Genomic DNA, 20,376 nt, shown 5'->3' with positions numbered 1-20,376 from the left:
AGGGAACGCCTAGTCCTGGTAGACCCAACGCTTGGAGAAGCGGAATTGGATCAGGGTCAGAATGAAGATGATCACTCCCAGCACCCAGGCGACCGAGCTGGCGAAGCCCATATTGAAGTACTTGAACGCTTCCTGGAAAATGTAGTACACGATCGTCGCTCCGCTGTACTCCGGCCCGCCGTCCGCCGCGAGAATATACATCTGGCTGAACGACTGGAACGTGCCGATGACGCCCATCACCACGACGAAGAAATGGATGGGAGACAGCAGCGGCAGCGTGATGTAGCGGAACTGATGCCAGCGCTTCGCGCCGTCCACCTCCGCCGCCTCGTAATAGCTGGAGGATATCCCCTGCAGTCCGGCCAGATAGAGAACCATCGTGCCGCCGACTCCCCCCCATAAGCCCATCAGCAGGAAGGAAGGCTTGACCCAGTCCGGGTCGCCCAGCCAGTTCGGGCCCTGCACGCCGAAGATTCGCCAGATGAATTCGTTGATGATGCCGTAATCGTAGTTGAGCAGCCACTGCCAGAGCAGGGAGACCGCGATGATCGGCGAGATGACGGGGATATAATAGATCGTCCGGAAGAGGCTTACGCCCTTGAGCGGACGGTTCATCATGAGCGCCAGCGCCATGGCGACGACCATGCCCAGCGGAATTCCGAGCAGCAGATAAAACGTGTTGTACATGGATTTGTAGAATTTCTCGTCCTGGGCCAGCTTCCCGAAGTTGTCCAGGCCGGTGAACTTGGCTGGAGACATCATATCCCAGGACATGAAGCTGAGGCCCAGCGAGGTTAGAAGGGGGGCCAGCCCGAAGATGAGGAAGCCGAGAACCGGCGGCGCTACAAACAGCAGGGACCATAGCATTTCTTTTCGCCGATAGCCTGTCATAAACGTTCCTCCCCGGCACGAAGCCGGAAGGGGAGGCGGCAAAAGCGCGAGGCCGCTGAAAAAGCTGTCGCTGCGTGCGCGGATCAATCTTCCGGCCGTTTCTCCAGAACGATTCCGCGCCCTTCGCTTGTTTTTTCAGCGGCCTCCATCAGCGCCGCTCTCCTTCCCAGCCAAGCCTGTTACTTGTTGTCTTCGTCGTAGATTTTCTGCAGCTTCGGCTGCTCTTCCTTGACGAACTCCGCAGCCGTCTTCTTGCCGGTCCACACCTGGCTGGCATCCTGCCAGAACGTATCGATCCACTTCACGCTCTTGGAGTTCACCTCGATCGGAGGACGTCCGTAGTCTTCAATGATATCGAGGAACACTTGGCGGCTCTGCGGCGCTTTGTCCATCTGCAGGAACTCGCCCTTGGCCATGTCGATGAGGTTCGGCACCGCTTGGCCGAGCTCATAGTTCTGCTTCTGCGACTCCCGGTCGAGGCTCAGATAGGAAGCCAGCGCGAACGCATCCTCCGGATGCTCCGTCGATTTGGACACGGCGAATCCGAGAGAGCCGAGCCAGGTCGCGGTTTTGCCCGTATTCGGGCTTGCCGGCCAGGCGGCGATATCCCATTTGAACGGAACGTTCCAGAAGCCGGGCTGATCCCAAGGCCCCATCGGGAACATCGCCACTTTGCCCGCGACGAACCGCGCATAGCCGTTCTGGGCTTTCTCATCATCCGGGGACGGGCTGACCTTGTGCACGAGGCTGAGATCCGCCACGAACTGCATCGCCTGGGCGAATTCCGGCGTATCGATCGTCACCTTGCCGGTGTTGTAATCGATCCAATCTCCGCCGTTGGCCCATACGGCGGATTCCGTCGAATAAGCGGCGATTCCGAACGTATCGATTTTCCCGCGGGCATTTGCCGTCGTCAGCTTTTTGGCGTCGGCGACCATGTCGTCCCACGTATACTCTCCCGCCTTCGCGCTTGGATAAGGCAGGCCGGCCTTGTCGAACAAATCCTTGTTGTAGGCGAGAGCCCAAGGCCCGACATCCTTCGGCAGGCCGTACAGGCTGCCTTGGCCGACCGTCTTGCCGTCGTAGCGGTAACGGTCCAGCCCCTGTTTCCACACATTGCTCGGATCGACCGTTTTGTTGTTTTCAAGGTAGGGATCCATGTTCAGCAGCAGGCCGCTGCTGGCGAGCTTGTTGAAATGCGCGCCGCCCGCATAGAACACATCCGGCGTTTTCTTGGCGGCGATCAGGGTGTCGAGCTTCTGGTAATACTCGCCCGATGGAACGACGGTGTACTTTACTTTCTTATCCGGGTGTTCTTTCATGTAAGAATCGATCAGCTTCTGGAATACGGCTTTTTCGCTGTCCCCGCCCCACCCCATGAACTCGATCTCGGACTTGGAGTCCGTCTTTGGGCTTGCCGCTCCCGATGTCGGCGATGGAGACGACGCTTCTCCGCTCGAAGCCGGCGCGTCTCCCCCGTTGCCGGAGCAGGCCGACAATCCCAATCCCGATACCAGCACAAGCGCAAGCGATACGGCGGACCATTTGCTTTTCAGAACCATGGATACGCTCCCCCTGACAATATTGGCTTGAAACAAATAAGGCCAAACACCGGAGCCGCGGTTCCGTAAGGATCGGGCGCCGAATGCAATGGGCCGGATCATCCACTCCGAATATTTGTTTTGTTACAACTTATTTGTTTATATCCAGAATATAACGGTTCCAATCCAAATATGTCAACGCTTTCTTTCCATTTTTTTGTTTCTAAACAGAAAGGATGGCTTCTCTGTCTCTATCTTTGACTCGCAAACGGAAAAGGCCCGCTGTCCTTTCCCGGACGGCGGGCCTTGCGGAAGACCATCTTAATCGTGCTGCAGCCTCATGACGATCCCTTGCGGATAGTCGCCGAAGCCCTTGCCGAACAGATTCATTCCTCCCTGATGCTTCGCGTCCGGCCTCAGGCCGATGCGGAAGCTGATGTACGGCTTGTCCTGCAGGTCCAGGTCGTCCAGCGTAACGGATGAGCAGCGCTCGTTGTCGATCGTGCTGCGCCCTTCATCGACGCCCCATGTCTTGAGCAGGCCGTGCTGCGTGCTGTTGTCGTTCCACCATGCCGGATTCAGCTTGCCCCTGTGGTCGCCGAAATCGCCCGGCGAAATCCAGGAGCCGATCTCCTTGCCGTTGATCCAGGCCGTGATTTCCGAAGGCCAGTCGTTGTTGTAATTCGGCGCCTCCGAGCACAGCTCCAGGGAGAACTCCAGGGATGTGACCTTGGCTCCCTGCGGCAGCTTTTTGGGAAAGCGGTATTCGACCCAGCCCTTGCGCAGCCAGATGATTTCCGCCGAGCGGCTGTCCGGGTGATAGAAGTTGTCGGGATCGTCCTCGGCGAACAGCATGCCGGCGCTGTTCGCCATTCCGCAGGTAGGCTGGATATCGAACTGGATGAAGTGGCCGATCGGCATCTCCACCTCGACGAGCTTGCTCGTGTTGTGGTAGAACGCGATCGGATTCAGAATCATGCGCACATCGTCGAAGTTCCGGCTGCACACCTTCATGGCCCCCCGACTGGCCGGCTGCAGCTCGGTGAGGATCAGCTCCGCCTCCTCCAGCACCTTCACGTTCGTAGCCGCCGTCGATACGGGAATATCCAGAGCTTCGGCAATCTCGATGATATTCACGTTCGGCTTGGACAGCAGCAGCCGGATGATGCCGATCCGGGTATGCGTGCTGAGCGCATGCGCCACCTTGACCAGACGGTCCGGGTCTTCAATAGACAGCTCAAGCATGTTCCAAACTCCCTTCCTGACATTCTTCCAATAATATAAGGCTTAATCGGCACATATGTCCAGTTTTATTGGAATAAACATTTATTATTGTTTTAATACATATATTTTGAAATTATCTCTTCCGCTTCATATCCGCATTTGCTATACTCCGTTCTGCAAGCGCTATCAAATCAACCGGAAGAAAGGAGGAGAAGTGAAGCCTCGTCCCTCTGATTCCATTCTTGTATCACCGCGTTTCTCCGATCCGCCATCGAAAAGGAGATGAAATGCCACATGAAGAAATGGAAGTCATTCCTTGCCGCCGCCGCAGTCCTGCTCCTGCTCCCCTCCGCCGCTCATGCCTACAGCAATCCTTACACCCTCTCCTCCTCCTGGAAGTGGGCCAACGGGGATTTCTACGGCGAGGGCGATCCTTACATCCTGAAATTCAACGGTGTCTATTACCTCTATGTCAGCACGGTCGATGACCAGATCGGCGTGAAGGTATGGTCCTCCACCGATCTCGTTTCCTGGACTTACCGCGGGCTGTGCGCTTCGGATCCCGTAACCAAGGCCGCCTATGCGCCCGAGGTCGTCTATTGGAACGGAATGTTCTATATGTACACCTCTCCGGGAGGAGGCGGGCATTACGTCCTGTCGAGCGGCAGTCCCATCGGTCCGTTCACGCCGCAGACCGGCAATCTCGGCATGGGCATCGACGGCAGCGTCTTCATCGACGACGACGGAAAATGGTATTTTTATTCCACCGGCGCGGACCGGATCGATTCCCGTCCGATGACCTCGCCGACCGCTTTCGGAGCGGCGGGTTCGACCGGCCTTTCGATGGCGGGATGGACGGAAGGCTCCACGACGTTCAAGCGCAACGGCAAGTATTTCATGACCTATACCGGCAACCATGTATGGAGCACCGCCTATCGGGTCAACTATGCGTCCGGAGCTTCTCCTCTCTCCGGCTTCGCGCCCGCCCAGAGCCAGAACCCGATCCTGATCGCAACGGAAGGCTCCAACGTAGGCCTCGGACACAACTCCATCGTCAAAGGTCCGGATCTGGATTCGGACTACATCGTCTACCACAGCCACGCTTCCCAAGGCAACGCCGTCTATCCGGGCCGCAAAATGAATCTGGACCGCATCGTCTGGAACGGAGACCGGATGTCCGTCCTCGGTCCGACGACGGCGAGCCAGCCGAACCCGGCCGCGCCGTCGTTCGAGGACCGTTTCGCGCGCGACGCGATCGGCTCCGGCTGGACCAATGTCGGCGGCGGAACCTGGGGCATCTACAACCAGGAGCTGATGTGGCAGGATACGATCGGGACGACGGCCTGGTACCGGCAAGTGACGGCGGCCTCGACAGCTTCCGATTACACCGCGGAGTTCCATGCCAAGCAGATGAAGATGGGCACAAGCTCTTCGCCGCTGTATGGAGCCGTATTTTCCTATACGGATGAGAACAACTACGGAACGGCCCTCCTGAACCGCAAGCTGAATCGTCTCGAAACCCATTTTGTCGTCGGCGGCGCCAGTCAGGGCTGGGAGTATTCCCCTCTCCCCGCAGGCTATGACTACACCAAGTGGCATCAGATCCGGGTGGAGAAGAACGGCGCCTCCTTCGCCGTCTACTTCGACGGCATGAAGAAGCAGTCCCGCAGCGTAAGCGGCCTTGGCGGCGGGAAAATCGGCTATGCCACCCAGGACGCCCACGCCGACTTCGGCTATGCGGCGTTCAGCAACGATGTCGGCGGCAGCAGCGCCTGGAATGCGTACAAGCCGCTTCCAGGTACGATCGAAGCCGTCCACTACCGCAAAGGCGGGGAAGGGACCGGCTACCATGATCTGACGCCTGCCAATATCGGCGGCTCCTATCGCAGCGATGCGGTCGATATCCGCTCGTCGGCGGCGGAGGGCAAGGAGGTCGTCGGCTGGAACCAGACGGGGGAATGGCTCATCTACCGGGTCAATGTCGCCGAGAGCGGCATGTATGACATGAGCGCGCGGCTCGCCACGACCTTTCCGAACGTCAGCTTCCGCGTGTGGGACGGGGCGGCGGATTTGACCGGAGTCGTGCAGTCGGCCGGAAGCGGCGGCTGGGAGAACTGGGTGAACGTCTCCAAGAAAGGCCTCTATCTGACCGCCGGCTATCATGAGCTCCGCTTCGAGACGGTCCAGGGGGAGTTCGACTTCAGCAGCCTGTCGTTCGAGAGGGGACAGGCGCCCTCGCCGCTGGCCGACGACTTCAACGACGGCAACGACAACGGCTGGACGCGGTATGAAGGCGATTGGTCCGTCGCTTCCGGCGAGCTGAGCGCGGCTGCCGGCGGTCCCGCCAAGACGGTCATCGGCTCCGGCCTATGGTCCGATTATACGGTGGAGGCGGATGTGAAGCTGGTCGGGACGACCGGGGACGCCGGCGTGCTGGTGCGGGTCAACAATCCGTCGAACGGCAAGGTGCTCGCGAACAATCCCGATTACGTCCAGGCCTACTATGCGTTCATCAAGCCTGACGGGGTCTATCTCGGCAAAATGAATTACGGCTATCAAACGCTGGCATCGACGCCGGCCGCGCTCGCCGCCGGCGCCTGGCACCGGATGAAGGTCGTCGCCGAGGGGAGCACCATCCGCGTCTACGTCGACGATATGAATGCCCCCAAGCTGAGTTATGCGGACAACAGCGCCCTTCCGTTCCTGCACGGCAAGGCCGGCCTCCGCTCCATGAACAACGCCACCCGATTCGACAACTTCTCCGTCTACGCAAGCCCTAGCTGAACAAGCAAGCCTCAGCTAAACAAGCAAGCCCTGCCGGACCGCGCTCAAGCGCAGTCCGGCAGGGCTTTTTGGGTTCCCTTGACATGCTCGCCGACAAGACAGCGGCGCTGCCAAGCGAGGGGAGCTATCGGCCGATATTCGGCACATCCTGCGGATGCGGCTCCGTGACAAGCTTCACCGCGTCTGCGTTGCCCTGCACCTGCTCCGGATTTTTGCAGCCGGGAATGACGGAAGTCACGGGAGGATGGCGAAGGCACCAGGCCAACGCCCAGGCTGCCATATTGACGCCCTCCGGCACTTCCTCCTCCGCGATCCGGCGCACCTCCTCCAGCCGCTGCCGCACCTGCTCCGCATCCTGGCGATGGCGCACGTCCGTCTCGCCGAATTCCGTGCCGGGCTTGTACTTGCCGCTCAGGAAGCCGCTCGCCAGCGGAACCCGCGCCAGCACGCCGAGATCCTGCTCCAGGCAGGAAGGGAATACCCGCTCCTCCGGCTTGCGGTCGAGCCGGTTGTACACGACCTGGATCGCCTGCGAGCCGACCTTCGATGAGGCGGCCGTCTGATGCAGGTTGTCGTTGCTGCCGATCGACGTGCCCAGATGCCGGATCTTCCCGGCCTGCACCTGCTTGTCCAGCGCCGTCCACAGCTTGTCGCTGTCGAAGGCGGCATCCGGGCCGGAATGGAATTGATACAGATCCACATAGTCGGTCTGCAGAGCCTTAAGCGATGCGTCGAGCTGCCTCACGACTTCGTCTCCGGAGAATACGTCCGTACGCTTGAACCGCTCGTGGAAATGATGGCCGAACTTCGTCGCGATGATCCAGTCCTCGCGCCTGCGCCTGCCGATGTAGTTTCCGATGAAAGCCTCCGACAGATGATCTCCGTAACATTCGGCCGTGTCGATCAGGTTGATGCCGAGCTCGGCGCCCTTGTCCAAAATCGCGTCGACCTCGTCCTGCGCGAAATCCATGCCCCATTCCCCGCCGAACTGCCAGGTGCCGATGCCGACAACCGACACGTTCAGCTCTGTTTTGCCTAAACGGCGATACTTCATGTCCATCCCTCCTTATCCACAGATTACCTCCTGGACGGATGCCCAAGCAACTTTCCGCTTTTTGCCTTTCAAATCCTCGGCCCCGCTGACCGGCGGCCATAATACCTCTTGCCGCTTCCAGATTTTCACGTTATAGTAAGGACAATTTCCATAGCATGCATGGGGGCTCGATGAAGTCGGGCTGAGACTGCGGCCTTATGCCGCTGACCATTGATCTGATCTGGGTAATGCCAGCGTAGAGAGAATGCAGCGCGCCGCCGGGCTTCATGCCCATCCTGCGCGGATATGCCTTTATTCCCTCTGCCCGCCGGCTTCCGGCGGGCTTTTCTCATGCCCCCCGGAGGAGGTCGGGCCGGGTCAGCAGCCATCTGTGGGGAACATTCCATTTTTCCTTGAGAGGGAGTCTGATTCTTATGTCCACCGCCATGCCCAATGCCGACCGTCCAAAAGGACTGACGCTCGCCGACATTCTCGTCACGCTTGTCGTAGCCGTCGTTTTCGGCATCATCTACCGCATCTGGAATCCGATGTACGACATTCTCAAGCCGCTCGGCCTGCATGCGGAGCAGCTCAGCTACGGCATGTGGTTCATGGCCGGCACCTTCGCCTTCCTCCTGATCCGCAAGCCCGGGGCGGCGCTGCTCGCCGAGACGGCCGCGGCCGCGCTGGAAGCGTTCATGGGCGGATCGTGGGGCGCCTCGACGATCGTCTACGGAGTGCTGCAGGGCCTCGGCGCCGAAATCATCTTCGCCGCCTTCCTGTACCGGAAGGCAGGTCCGATCGTGACGATCCTTGCGTCTCTGGGCTCCGCCGTCGTCTCCATTTTCATCGACGCCCACTACAGCTACATCGATAAAATGACCGCATGGAACTACACCCTGTTCGTCTCCATGCGTCTGCTCGGCAGCGTCGTCATCGCCGGACTGTTCGCCTGGGCGCTGGCCAAGGCGCTGGAGCGCACCGGCGTGCTGAGCCTCATCCGCCCCGCATCGGCCAAGGATTACGAGGCGCTGGGGTAAGGCGATGAAAGCTGCAGACGTCATCCTGAAAGGCCGCATGCGCAGCAAGACTCCGGCGAACGGCAGGGAAATCGGCGCGGCTTCGACGCCGCTTGCAGCTCTCTCACCCGCCATCGGGAGCGGCCGCCTGCCCTCTACGACGAATGCCTCCGCAATCGGCTCTGAACGGCAGCGCCATGCCGGCGAGGCTGCGCCTGCAGCGAAGCGGCCGCTGCCGCCCGTCCAAGATGCCGGGCCAGCGGCGCGCGTGGAGAACCTGCGGCTCCGATATCCCGGCGAAGACTCTCCGCTGCTCTTCAAAGGGCTGAACCTGACCATCGAACGCGGCCAGAAGGTGCTGCTGCTCGGACCGAGCGGCTGCGGGAAGTCGACGCTGCTGCAGGTGCTCGGCGGCCTGGTGCCGTCGGCCATCCGCATCCCGATGAAAGCGGACTGCTGCCTTGTCCCGGCCCGGCCCGGCTATGTGTTCCAGGATCCGGACTCCCAGTTCTGCATGCCGCATGCCGACGAAGAAATCGCCTTCGCGCTGGAGAACTCGGGCATTTCGCGCGAGGAAATGCCGGACCGCATCTCTCGCTGTCTTGATGTTGTCGGCCTGTGTCTGGCAGACCCCCATTTTCCGGTAGCCGACATGTCCCAAGGAATGAAGCAGCGGCTTGCCATCGCGGCCATGATCGCCATGGAGCCCGATGCTCTGCTGCTCGACGAGCCTACCGCTCTCCTGGACGAGGAGGGCACACGGCAGGTATGGAGCTCGCTCCGCTCCGTCTGGGGCGGGCGGACCGTCATCATCGTCGAGCACAAGATCGCCGGCATCGCCGAAGATATGGACCGCGTCATTGTATTCGGACCCGACGGAAGCATCAAGGCCGACGGGTCTCCTCGCCTCGTGTTCCGGGAGCATCGGAAGCTGCTGCGGGAATACGGCATCTGGTACCCAGGCTTCTGGGAGGACTACGATCAGACTGCCGCAATCCGCCCGTCAACGATGTCTCCGTCGTCTGCCGTCCGTTCCGCCGAAATGCTGCTCGAGCTGGACGGCCTGGAAGGATGGCGCGGCGGCCGGCCCAAGGTGCGGACCGGCCTGCTCGCGGTGAACGCCGGCGACTGGATCGCCGTCACCGGCGTCAACGGAGCCGGCAAGAGCACGCTGCTGCTCGCCATCATGAAGCTGGTCAAGACCAAGGGAATCCTGCACATTCCCGGCGTTCCGGTCCAAAGCCTGAAAAAGCCCAGGGATATGGCCAGGCATGCCGCGCTGAGCTTCCAGAATCCCGAGTTCCAGTTCGTGACGGACTCCGTCCTCGACGAGCTCGCCTACTCCTTGCCGCGGTCGCTGCGGGAACCCGAGCGAAGCAGCCGGGCAAGAACGCTCATGGAGAACTATGCGCTCGACGGCCTTGGCAGCCGCCATCCCTATCAGCTGTCGATGGGACAGAAGCGCAGGCTCAGTGTCGCGACGGCCATGGTCGGCGGCCAGCGCTTGCTACTGCTGGATGAGCCGACCTTCGGCCTCGACGCGAGCGGCACGGTGCGGATGATGGAGCAGCTGGAACGGCTTCGCTCCGACGGCTGCGCCATTCTCATGATCACCCACGATCCGGAGCTGGTCCGGCGCTTCGCGACCCGGCAGTGGCTCGTCGACGGCGGGCTTGTTACGGAAAGGAGCGGCGGCACGGCATGCATCTGACCTTTTCCCATCGCGAAACCTGGCTGCATCGCGTCAACCCGACACTGAAGCTCGCCGCGTCCGTGCTGCTGTTCGTCGCCGCCCTGTTCGTCCACGACCCCAATGTCATGGCGCTGCTCGTTGCCGCATCCCTGCTGCCGCTGCTCGCTACCGGGCATCCACCTTTGCGCGTGCTGCTGTATGCCTCTCCGTTCCTGCTTGTGTTCGTCTCGTCGGCCTCCGGCATGATCATGTTTGGCACCGGCGCTACGCTCTGGTTCGAGCTCGGCCTGATCCGGATTACGGAGGAAAGCTTCTATCGCGGGCTGCATCTGGGGCTCCGCTCGCTCCAGGTCGCGGCGGTCGGACTCGCCTTCGCGCTGACGACCCGTCCGGTCGCCTTGTTCTACTCGCTGATGCAGCAGCTCCGGATGCCGCCCAAGTACGCCTACAGCTTCCTGGCCGCGCTCAATATGGTTCCGCTGCTGGCGGATGAATTCTTCACGCTCCGCCAAGCGCTCCAGATCCGGGGAGCCGGCCCCGGACGCCTAGGAATCTACGGCCGCCTGCGCATGTATGCCCTGCCGCTGCTGGCCCAGAGCATCCGGCGCGCCCACCGGATGGCCGCCGCCATGGAGGCGAGACGCTTCCACAGCGGCAGCGGCAAGCGCACGTACTATTACGTCTATGGCTGGTCGCGCATCGACGCCCTGTATGCGGTCTCCTTCGCCGCTCTCTGGCTGCTGGCATGGCTGCTCGGCACTCATTATCCGCTGCTTGCCGCAACCGATGTCCGTTGACGGACGAGGGCAGGAAGATCAGCATGGCAAGAGCGAATGCATCCGGCGAGCGGACGCTTGCACGCATACGAACAGACCCTCCCCCGGATTTCCCAGGGAGGGTCTGTTCCGCATTCGTTATTCGCCTTTTCTCGTTGGCAGGGATTTTCGCCATGGGCTTAAAGCTTTCCTGCTCTCCGGCCTTCATCTTCCTGCATTGGTCTTTCCTCTTCCAGGCTCTCCGCTTACGGTTCGTTCCCTTCCGCTGTTCGGCCCGCTCTATTTCAGCTGCTCCCACGCGATTCGGTCCAGCAAGGCAGATGTTTCCGCATCGCTGTACGCCCATTCCGGAGAAAGGACGCCTTGTTTCGGTACAAAGCTCCTCATCTCCACAAGGTACGGGACACCTCCGGATTGGAACGGATACGAGACGACAAACGGTACTCCGCCATTCTCATATATCGTGAATTCCTTCCCGTTTTCCTCGACCTTTCTTGCAAGCGCCCTCCCTTTGCCGTATTGATCCACAACTTGCTGAAGCTCGTCGCCGTTCAGGACTTCCAGGAGCAATACCGACTCGTCCTTCTTCTGATAGATCAAGCTAAGAGAACGGATATCCTTTTTCTCGAAATCCCTTTCCGCCGTGTAGATCTCATTAGGGGTCAATTCCTCCACGTTTCCTGACAAGAACGACTTCTTGTCCACTCTGACCCCAATGTTGACAAGATCATAATCGGACATGGCGCTCGGCACGGAGTTGCCTGGATACATGATGTTCAACTCTTCCGTGCTCAACGATCGGTAGGTTCCTGCTACCAGCGTGCGGATGCCCTGCTCTTCGTCCACATAATACTTGTACTGCTTGAAGGAAAGCTTGGCCTCCTCTCCCCAGATCATTCTCTGCTTCAAATCGACATACTCGAACTCAGACATTTCCCTGAACGGCACCCCGTTTTCAGGTTCCATGTGATCATGCTTTTGGAGAGCCTCCTGATCGCGATCCATCACGTACGACAAGAGCGCATCGGTCAGCTTCGAGAGCCTCCCGTAGTCGATTCCGCTCTCCTTGTCCCTAACCGTTCGGAGGATGGAGTCGTCCGCAGCGCCGAGGGAAACTGCCGGCACGCCTCTCGCAGCGAAGGATGCATGGCTGCCGTCGGAGGACAGCTTCGTCTGTGCATCAATGCCCTTGCTGCGAAGATGCTCAGCCAGTCCGGAGGCCATGGATTTCCCTGTATCCTCGGAGAGAAGCAGGACCTCGCCGCCCTTGAGTCCGACCGTATCCAGATTCATGTCGGAGACGTGGACCGTTCGCGTATTCATCATGTTTGCGTAAGCTCCGCTGCCTTGCAGGCCGTTCTCCCTCCCGTTGAACACGCAGAAAACAAGATCGGAATAGAACGGCTTCGCAGCGGACGCCTGCTTCAACGATTCCGCCAGCATGACGAGCGAGCTGACGCCGGATGCGCGGGAGGCTCCTTCATAGATCGAGCCGTTCAGTTCCCCCATGGAATCGATGTGGGCCGAGATGACGATCGCATGATGGTCCGGACCGCCGGCCGACGTACCCGGAATTCGGCCGATGACGTTGGAGATTTCCGTCTCCTTGTCTTCATAGCTCATGTGCAAGGAAATGCTCTCGATATCCGCCTGCTTGCGCTTCAGGAAATCATAGGTGTCCTCGTTGAGTTGAACGACGGGGATATCCCGAGTGCGCTTCAGGGGATATTTTTTGAATTCCTTGGTGCGAAGCATGATGAACCGAGGGTTCTTGCTTTTCGCCAGCTCGTAGTCTTCCTCCGATCCGGCTGCGAATGCGATCTGGTTGGTGAGAGATGCCGAGTCCAGCCTCAGCTCCGCTGTAGCGTCCAAATTCATCCGGATGACACGCTCCATGAAGTGCTTGCCGTACACGAGCTGCTTCACGCTGCCGTCCTTCATGTTCACCTTCAAGGAAATTTCCTTTCGCTCGACGGACTGGTAAGGATAAGGAACGGCATAACCGCTTTCCTCCACTCGGTCGAGGCCGATCCGGGCGAATTCCCGCTCGATAGCTTGCACGGCCTGTTCGTTGCCCGCCGTTCCTGCGAGCCTTCCTTCCATTCGATCGTCCGTCAGCAGCTGGACGATTCTTTCCAGAGAATTCCCCTGCGACGATTCGCAGGCAGCCAGTGATGAGACAGACATGACAACCATAAGAAACATTGCGACAAGCCTCTTCGACAACTTCCCTTGCCCCCTCTGTTTGGTCATGCTACAGCGACAAGGACATTTTACCAATCCCCCCATTTAAATTCTATATTATTCCATGTGAAGCATTTATCTAAAAAAAGATTCCTCGGATAAAATCCAAGGAACCCCGTGAATGCTCCAAATCTAGGAATCATGCCATTTCTCCGCCGCTCCCGTCACCGTGACGGACGAGAAGATCGATTGATAAGAGCCCTTCAGCCCGCTTTTCTCGTTCATCGCCTCCTCCAGATATCGGCTGCTCAACTGCTTGACGGCTTCCTCGTCCAATTCCAGCCTCATGACTTCCTTCTTCTCGCTCTCATTCCATAGAACCGAATAGGAATAGCTGTTTATTTCCGGGAAGAACTGCGAGACCGCGTAAGCATGCTGCGCGGCGCTGCGGTACATATCCTGCTTGATCGGCACGGAGCCGACCTCCGGCACGAAGGAAACGTGAAGGCTATAGGCATCGCCGCCGCCCTTCTCTTCCAGCTTGAACTCTTCGGTGAACCGGAACGTATTTTTCGTATAAGACGATACTTTATCCTCGATAAGCTTGCGGACCGAATCATCGCTCGGCTGAGGCGTGTTATTGATGGCATTGTTGACGGGTTCCGGCGCATTCGTATCGTTGGTGCATCCGGCAAGCAGCGCCGTGAATAATACCACGCACATGAGTACCGCCATCAGATTTGCTTTGAGCATTTTGTCCTCCTTAAGTCGAGTCTCGAAGCAGGGGAATGGACTTACCAGCCGTTAAGCCGTCTTAATACATAGTTATTGCTGCTTAAGAATGTCTTAGTCCTCGAGTATGCCTTGGTCTTATCGTCGCCAGTCGTCGTCGCTTCACGCGAATTGATCGCAGTCGTGCCGTTGTCTCCTGTGTAGAACAACACATGGTCGCCGCTTTTGACATAGAGATCATAGATCAGAATGTCAGCCGCGCTCACGGCTGCCGTATAGGTGCTGCTCGCCAGATTCGTCGTGCTCAGCTTGGAGGTGAAGCCGGCAGCGGAGGCCACGAATCCGGAGCAATCGAAGCCTGCCGTGCCGGACTGCCATCCCGCTGTGCCCGTATTGACGTTGCCGGCAAATTTCCCCTTGCTCATCGCATCTGCAAAGCTGGTCCAGGCCGAGCTCGATTTGGTCGTAATGCCGTCAAATCCTCCCCAAGCATACGGAATGCCGGTTTGGCTGGAAGGCTTCGACACCCCGACCAGGTAATCAGGAGTTGTAACGTTCGATGAGTCGGGATTGACCGCATTGGTTGAATTGTAGGTCCAGGCAAGCGACGAAAGGGAATTCGCGTTGGATTGGGTCGTCGTCCGGCCGTTCGGAGCCGTTGCCGCGAGGCCGATAGACGAAGGCTCGGCAGCCTGGGCAGCTTGATCGTAAGCCTGCGCGCTGTTCTTGATCAACGCTATTTTCGACGAAAATTGAGAGGGGTCTAGGAATCCTTTTTTAACGATGAGAACGGAATCCTGGAAGCATTGGATTTGATACAGCTCTCCCTGCTCCGTTGATTCCAGCACCATATTAGGTGAAAAGTAATAATTGTCGAGGGAGATGGGGGATATGGCAGCCAGCTTGTTTTGGACGTACTTCCGAACCGTATACTCTCCTGCGACCTTCGACGTGTTGACCTGATCGAACAGCTCCATGAGCAGGCCGCCCTTGTCATCGGCATTCAGGATTTGAGCGCTTCCCAGCAGTTCCGCTGCATGCAGCTCGATAGACGACGATCCCGAAGATTGCACGACAGCTGTGGATTTGTCTCTTTTCAAGCTGTAGCTTGTACGGGAGTCTGCGATGTATCCTGCGTTCTTGACAGCCTTGCCGTTCGCAAGGTCATCGATGGAATAACTGTCGTCGTTGTAAGAGAGATAGACAGTGCCTTCCCTGTTCTTGTACAGCTTCTGCATGGCGTAGCCGCTCATAGGTTGCGGCAAGAAGACGCTCTTCAAATAATCGCCCTGCACACTCATGACATCGATCTTGCCGCCGTCGTAATCCATTAAGTAAAGGTTGTCCTTGGCCGCCACCAGGCTTCGAATGTAATGGCTTTGCTCCGTCGGGATTTCCGACTTGAACTCTCCGCCGACATAGACGTTGACCCGCTTGTTCACGTTGTCCGATACATAGATGGTGTCTCCCGACACGGCGAAGGCTTCGGGCCCTTCCCCGCCGCCCTGCATCGACTTGGAATACCCCACTTGCCCCGGACCGCTGCCGATTCCGATTTTCAAGGCGATGCTGTCTTCGCCTCCAGCGGAATCGGTTGCCGGAACAGAGGCGGATACAGGCGCTTGGACCGTGATCATCATAGCCAATCCAAGCCAGAGTACCAACCGTTTTCGAGCGCGGCTGCTTTTCTTCATCAAAGTACCCTCCAATCAGATAATGGGATTATCTTTTTGTGGATTCATGATGCAGCTTGCTTCACACCTCTCCTTCCTTGCTGTATAGAAGCAACTTCATTATTTCATATTTTACAATATATGTAAATAAAAAGGGGCTGTTTTTTCATGCTCACGTTCTGCCCGCTTCGTTCGAGAACGCAAAAAAACCGGGATCCTGGGATCCCGGTTCTCTTCGCAATCAAGCTTACAGCTTAACTACGTTTTCAGCCTGCGGTCCGCGGCTGCCTTCTACGACGTTGAACTCCACGCTTTGACCTTCGTCAAGCGTTTTGAAGCCTTCGCCCGTGATTGCGGAGAAGTGGACGAATACGTCGCCGCCACCTTCAACCTCGATAAAGCCGTAGCCTTTCTCGGCGTTGAACCATTTCACAGTTCCTCTTTGCATGTTGACACCTCCTGCCCTGGTTACCCTGGTGAAGATACGACATAAGCGAAGCGGGTTACGGCAGGCCTTTCGGTACGCTCAGGTAACTGTTCAGCTATGCGAATTCATCCGAGTAGATATTACGCCTATACTACCATAGGCAGAATTGTCACGCAACAAGTCTGTATCAATCCTTGCGCGAAACGGCCGAATTCTCCTCCAGCCGCCCCGTCTGTCCGTCCCAGAGCCAATCCGGGCGGCTGCCCGAAACATGCGCTCCTCCGTACCAGTCGTCCCACTCCCCGCCTTCGCTGCGGTTTGCCTCGCCGTCCAGCACCCGCTTTCCGAATTCCGTCAGCGCGAGCGTTCCCTTCCGGAATACCGTACGGTGAGGCGGCGAATCCGAATCGCCGCCCATCCAGGCAAGCAGAGGCTCAGGCTGCTCCGCCAGCCGGTTCAGAACATGGCGAAATTGCAGGTCCCCCATTCCGAGCAGCTGCATCTTCACGGTGAATATGCGGAACATCCGATCCGCCTCGAAATTCCCCTCTCTTGCCAGCTCCAGAATCGCGCGCTCCGCGCTGCCAAGCCCGTCGCGGGAGGAAGGAAAGCGTGCCAGGTGTGCCCGGAACGCATCATAAGCCAGCGGAAGAGCGGACGTATTCCCGTCCAGCAGCCGCTGCAGCCTCATTGGATCTCCGGACGCATACGCTTCCCATAAGCCGCTCCCAAGCTCAAGCTGCTCTTTTCCGATCGACTGCCAAGTGCCGGACAATGCCCCCAGCTGCCTGCCGGACAGCTGGCCGAGTCCGATAAAGGGCTCCACGCCAGGGTACTCCCCGATGCAGAGCAGGCTGAGCTTGACCGATTCCGGCATGCGCCGGGCGAGCTCATGCAGCAGATAGGCGAGCATGCTCTGGTCGTACAGATCATGCTCGAACCAGAGCACGACTTCGCCGAAGCGCTCCAGCTCTCCCAGCCTGGCTTCCTGAGCCTCGCAGGCAGACAGATACTCCTCACGCGGCACTCCCAGCGTCTGTTCCAGATAGCGCGCGCGAATCGCCCTGCCGGCCTTATCTGCGCCGTCTGCGAAGACAGGGCCGTGGTTGTACACTTCCCGCCAAGCGACGATCTCGCCGCCGATGCCGGACTCCCGCAGCTTTTGCGCGGCGAAGTCCCCGTTCGTGATATGAAGCATGTTGACTCCTCCTCCATAGAGATCCTTCAGCATGGCAGCGGCATCCGCTACCGGCATGGCGCGCCTGAGCCGAGGGCAGCTCCAGACGCCGTGTCATCCGGCAGCACTGCCGCTCCACGATGGTGAGGAACCAACCCGGGAAAGCTTCGACGTCCTGCAGAGAATGCCCACGATTCCCGTTCCCCCACCATCTCCATCACAGGAAATCCGGAGAAGCGCCCTTGCCGATCTAATCAAAAGGGAACGCAGGGGCCTGCATCGACTAGCTTACGTCCACGCCCAGAAAAACCCGTCCCGGTCCCAGGCGACTCTGCCCCGGTGCAGCTTGCGGAAAGCCTTCTTCACTTCCTTCTCCAGCGAGGCATGGCCTTGCCCGTTCGTGAACACATACTGCTCCCCGAATTGCTCCCGTACGTGGGCGATGGCTTCTTCCTGGCGAAGCATGCCGCGGTTCTCGATCTCGCCGACCATCCACTTCGCAATCTGCTGCTCTACTTGCGTATCCTTCACTTCCTGTGAATGCTGCGATTCCTGTATCTCGTCTGTTTCCTGCATCTCCCTGGTTCCCTTCGTTTCTTGGGTCTCTAACATTTCCTGCGTCTCGATAGTTTCCTGCGTCTCGACAGTTCCCTGTGTCTCGATTGTCCCCTGCTCGTCTTGCTTGCCTTGCTGATCCATCGTTCCGCACCGCCTTCAGCCTGATTCTGTTGCCATCAGTATAGCATGTCCGGCATCCGCCGCCGAATCCGGCAGGCGCTTGCGGTCCAGGAAAGGATACTCGTACAAGAGCCCAGACAGCATGGCTTCGACCGGCGCATAAGCGTCTGGAGGTTGAGGATGCTCTGAACCTTATGCGGGCTTGTTCAGCGCCGAGGTCCGGCTAATATAGGAAAAAAAGCTCTGCAAGGGCTTTTCGCGCCTTTCGCCTTACCGGCCTGGCCGGACCGAAACCTGAAACCCCCCGCCTGCTTGATCGGTACTATAGACATACCGCAACGAAAGGTGGACGCTTATGCTCAAAAAACATCTGCTGCCCCTGCTCCTCGTTCCCGCCCTTTTCCTGCAGGGCTGCTCCTTTCTCGGAGGAGTCGGCGACTCCTTGAGCTACACGAACGAAACCGTCGCCTATATCAACGAAGCCGCCGACTTCTCGCAGCAGCTGCCCGAGATGACGCAGCAAGCCCTGTCCGACCCCGCCGCTCTGGATCAGCTCACGGGAGAGCTGCAAGCCATGCAGGCGGACATTACCGCCTTCAAGGATCTCCGGGCGCCAGAATTCGCCGCGGAGATCGACCAGCAGCTGACCGCTTACAGCGATACGCTGAGCACGCAGATCAGCGGCCTGCTGGAGCAGGCAGAGGCCGGCGCCGTCAGCCTGCAAGCTCTGGAGCAGTCGCAGATCATGCAGACGGCATCGCAGATCACGCAAATACTGGAGCAGGTCAAGCAGCTGGGATCGTAAGGCTCATCAATAGGGTCGAACCTGCTCTTGCTTGCCAGAAATAAAAAAAGAGGCCGTTCCCAAGCCAGCCATCGGCTTGGGAACGGCCTCTTTCACTTGCGGCATCTCAATAATAAGGAGCCATGAACAGATACACGATGACGCCCGTGAAGCTTACATACAGCCAGATCGGCATCGCCCAGCGGACGATCTTCTTATGCTTGGCCACCTGCATCGTCCATCCCCATACGAGCGCGAACAGCGCGAGGGGAACGATGACGGCCGCCAGGAAGCTGTGGCTGATCAGGATCGTGAAGTAGATCGGGCGCAGGATGCCTTCGCCGCCGTACTTCGCCGTCTCGGGAGAGACGTAATGGAACGTCAGGTACGTGACGAGGAACAGCAGCGTCGAGGTGAACGCGGCGAGAATGAAGCCCTTGTGAAGCCGGATGTTTTTTCGGATGATCGCGATGAGCGCGGCCACGAGGAAGATGAATGTGAAGCTGTTCAGAATCGCGTTGATCCGGGGCAGGATCGTGACGTCGAAGCTGACCTCGCCGCCGTATCCGATCGGACCGAAGAACAGCAGCAGGATAATCGCGTTGGCCGCGATGGATATGCCGATGATCCACGCCGTGAAGTTGCGGGTCGTGGACGGCTTGTACGAATCGGGGGATTGGCTGCTCAAAAGGAAACCCTCCTTGGGATGCCGCCGTACCGGCTGTAACCGGATGCGGACTTGTCATGTCTTCATTATAGGCCAAGACGAACAGCCGCTCCGCCGGCTTGTGTGACAACAACTTGAATCTTGCCTTTGTTCAGCCCTTCGCGGACTGGTCCGCGACGAACGCATGCACCGCCATCGGCCGCACGGGCCGGCCGGCTTCGGCATAGGACCGCAGCAGCTTCAGCTGGGAACGGACCAGCTGCTTGGCCTTGTCCGGCATCGGAAGCGGCGAGTCAAGCTCTGCAGGGGCTTCCGCGAGCGTCAGCGCCATCTCCCACCGCGCGTCATGCATTTCCGGCGAGTGGATGGCCGCCTGGCGGGCGATGGCCCACCCGGCTCCAGCCGCCAGCTCGCGGATATCCTCAGGAGTGAACAAGGTCCGGACATTGGAGAAGCTGTTCACTTTGTAGCATTCCACCTGCGACTGGATGAGCACAGCCATAAAATGCGCCAGCTGTTCCGGTTGTTCGATCTCCATATCCCATTCGGCGAAGCAAAGCTTGCGCGCCCAGCCCCGGACCTTCGCCAGGATAGCAGCCAGCTCCTCGAACGACTTCAAATACCAGGAGCAGTGGGAAAGCACGACGTAATCGAACTCATTCTCCGCAAAGCTCACTTCATCCGACAAGACGTCGATGCCGTAATCCAACCGGATCCGGCTCCCGAGCGGAGACGCCTTCAGCTTCGCGGCCGCTTCGCCCACCGTCATCGGCGACCCGTAACCAGGCGGAGCGATATCGACGCCGTGCACGAACCCCTGCTCGCCGGCAAAATGCGCCAGCACCGCCGTCGTGTCGCCTTGGCCGCAGCCGATTTCCAGAATGCGGCTTCCTTCTTTTATTTCCCAAAAACGGACCAGCTTAATACGATGCTCGGTCTGAATCCGCTGGACGTCGGATAATTGCCCCTCCAGGCCCATTCCCTCCACGATAGCTTCGATAATGGCATTGCTCATCGGCAGCCTCTCCTTCCAAGAACCGTTTCTTGCCCTGCTCCCACTTTAATCCTCGACAGCCTTGCAGGCAATCCCTGC

17 protein-coding genes and 1 riboswitch are annotated in these 20,376 nt (G+C 58.8%); of the genes, 5 read left to right on the top strand and 12 right to left on the bottom strand.

The features are described 5' to 3' along the window. Positions 1-9 precede the first annotated feature (9 nt). The 3 genes from AC06G8_RS01805 to AC06G8_RS01795 all read right to left on the bottom strand — a co-directional run bounded on the left by AC06G8_RS01805 (position 10) and on the right by AC06G8_RS01795 (position 3,677). A complete protein-coding gene (locus AC06G8_RS01805) occupies positions 10-891 on the bottom strand; it encodes a carbohydrate ABC transporter permease (RefSeq protein ID WP_447663508.1) in 882 nt (293 codons plus the stop codon). A 179-nt stretch (positions 892-1,070) separates the two neighbouring features. Then, a complete protein-coding gene (locus AC06G8_RS01800; protein WP_447663507.1) occupies positions 1,071-2,453 on the bottom strand; it encodes an ABC transporter substrate-binding protein in 1,383 nt (460 codons plus the stop codon). A 300-nt stretch (positions 2,454-2,753) separates the two neighbouring features. After that, positions 2,754-3,677, bottom strand: coding sequence for an ArsR/SmtB family transcription factor (locus tag AC06G8_RS01795; protein WP_447663506.1), 924 nt, complete (start codon positions 3,675-3,677; stop codon positions 2,754-2,756). Positions 3,678-3,950: 273 nt separating this feature from the next. On the opposite strand from AC06G8_RS01795, the gene AC06G8_RS01790 reads away from it, so the two are divergent. Next, positions 3,951-6,440 (top strand): family 43 glycosylhydrolase, encoded by a 2,490-nt coding sequence (locus tag AC06G8_RS01790; RefSeq protein ID WP_480284226.1) that lies wholly within the window; start codon positions 3,951-3,953, stop codon positions 6,438-6,440. Between the two features lie 124 nt (positions 6,441-6,564). On the opposite strand, the gene AC06G8_RS01785 is transcribed toward AC06G8_RS01790, so the two are convergent. Next, on the bottom strand, positions 6,565-7,494 hold the full coding sequence (locus tag AC06G8_RS01785) for an aldo/keto reductase (RefSeq protein ID WP_480284225.1): 930 nt from the start codon (positions 7,492-7,494) through the stop codon (positions 6,565-6,567). A gap of 149 nt (positions 7,495-7,643) precedes the next feature. Next, positions 7,644-7,753, top strand: a riboswitch (TPP riboswitch). 154 nt (positions 7,754-7,907) lie between these two features. Between AC06G8_RS01785 and AC06G8_RS01780 the strand changes: the two genes are divergently transcribed. The 3 genes from AC06G8_RS01780 to AC06G8_RS01770 are packed head-to-tail and all read left to right on the top strand — an operon-like array spanning position 7,908 to position 10,982. Further along, the gene (locus AC06G8_RS01780) at positions 7,908-8,513 is read left to right on the top strand and encodes an ECF transporter S component (protein WP_447663503.1); all 606 of its coding nucleotides are present in this window, start codon (positions 7,908-7,910) and stop codon (positions 8,511-8,513) included. A 4-nt stretch (positions 8,514-8,517) separates the two neighbouring features. After that, positions 8,518-10,203 carry an ABC transporter ATP-binding protein gene (locus tag AC06G8_RS01775; RefSeq protein WP_480284224.1) on the top strand — a complete coding sequence of 562 codons (1,686 nt, stop codon included), beginning with the start codon at positions 8,518-8,520 and terminating at the stop codon, positions 10,201-10,203. Continuing rightward, positions 10,194-10,982 carry an energy-coupling factor transporter transmembrane component T family protein gene (locus tag AC06G8_RS01770; RefSeq protein ID WP_447663501.1) on the top strand — a complete coding sequence of 263 codons (789 nt, stop codon included), beginning with the start codon at positions 10,194-10,196 and terminating at the stop codon, positions 10,980-10,982. Before AC06G8_RS01775 ends, AC06G8_RS01770 begins: the two co-directional genes overlap by 10 nt. Before the next feature lie 258 nt (positions 10,983-11,240). Here AC06G8_RS01770 and AC06G8_RS01765 read toward each other — a convergent pair whose 3' ends face one another. From AC06G8_RS01765 to AC06G8_RS01740, 6 genes are all read right to left on the bottom strand, one after another. Continuing rightward, positions 11,241-13,166: a M28 family metallopeptidase gene (locus AC06G8_RS01765; protein WP_480284223.1), complete on the bottom strand. Its 1,926-nt coding sequence runs from the start codon at positions 13,164-13,166 to the stop codon at positions 11,241-11,243. 171 nt (positions 13,167-13,337) lie between these two features. After that, positions 13,338-13,898 (bottom strand): hypothetical protein, encoded by a 561-nt coding sequence (locus tag AC06G8_RS01760; RefSeq protein ID WP_480284222.1) that lies wholly within the window; start codon positions 13,896-13,898, stop codon positions 13,338-13,340. 41 nt (positions 13,899-13,939) lie between these two features. Next, positions 13,940-15,571 carry an NlpC/P60 family protein gene (locus AC06G8_RS01755; protein WP_480284221.1) on the bottom strand — a complete coding sequence of 544 codons (1,632 nt, stop codon included), beginning with the start codon at positions 15,569-15,571 and terminating at the stop codon, positions 13,940-13,942. Between the two features lie 226 nt (positions 15,572-15,797). Continuing rightward, complete coding sequence (locus tag AC06G8_RS01750; protein WP_048745005.1) at positions 15,798-15,998, bottom strand: cold-shock protein; 201 nt, start codon at positions 15,996-15,998, stop codon at positions 15,798-15,800. A gap of 166 nt (positions 15,999-16,164) precedes the next feature. Then, on the bottom strand, positions 16,165-17,175 hold the full coding sequence (locus tag AC06G8_RS01745) for a DUF1835 domain-containing protein (protein WP_480284220.1): 1,011 nt from the start codon (positions 17,173-17,175) through the stop codon (positions 16,165-16,167). A 267-nt stretch (positions 17,176-17,442) separates the two neighbouring features. Further along, positions 17,443-17,730, bottom strand: a complete 288-nt coding sequence (locus AC06G8_RS01740) for a DUF6953 family protein (protein ID WP_447663700.1) — start codon at positions 17,728-17,730, stop codon at positions 17,443-17,445. Between the two features lie 457 nt (positions 17,731-18,187). Between AC06G8_RS01740 and AC06G8_RS01735 the strand changes: the two genes are divergently transcribed. After that, entirely contained in the window at positions 18,188-18,637 is a 450-nt protein-coding gene (locus AC06G8_RS01735; RefSeq protein WP_480284219.1) for a DUF6376 family protein, read from the top strand. Positions 18,638-18,743: 106 nt separating this feature from the next. Here the strand turns inward: AC06G8_RS01735 and AC06G8_RS01730 are convergent, their stop codons facing one another. Together AC06G8_RS01730 and AC06G8_RS01725 are read right to left on the bottom strand one after the other, a co-directional pair. Next, a complete protein-coding gene (locus AC06G8_RS01730) occupies positions 18,744-19,304 on the bottom strand; it encodes a DUF420 domain-containing protein (protein WP_049868752.1) in 561 nt (186 codons plus the stop codon). Positions 19,305-19,434: 130 nt separating this feature from the next. Further along, positions 19,435-20,298 carry a class I SAM-dependent methyltransferase gene (locus tag AC06G8_RS01725; protein ID WP_480284218.1) on the bottom strand — a complete coding sequence of 288 codons (864 nt, stop codon included), beginning with the start codon at positions 20,296-20,298 and terminating at the stop codon, positions 19,435-19,437. Between the last annotated feature and the right edge of the window lie 78 nt (positions 20,299-20,376).

The sequence above is a fragment of the Paenibacillus sp. SJS-P3 genome (assembly GCF_056711585.1).
The sequence above is the reverse complement of the archived record's forward strand: the minus strand, read 5'-3'. Positions and strand labels throughout refer to the sequence as shown.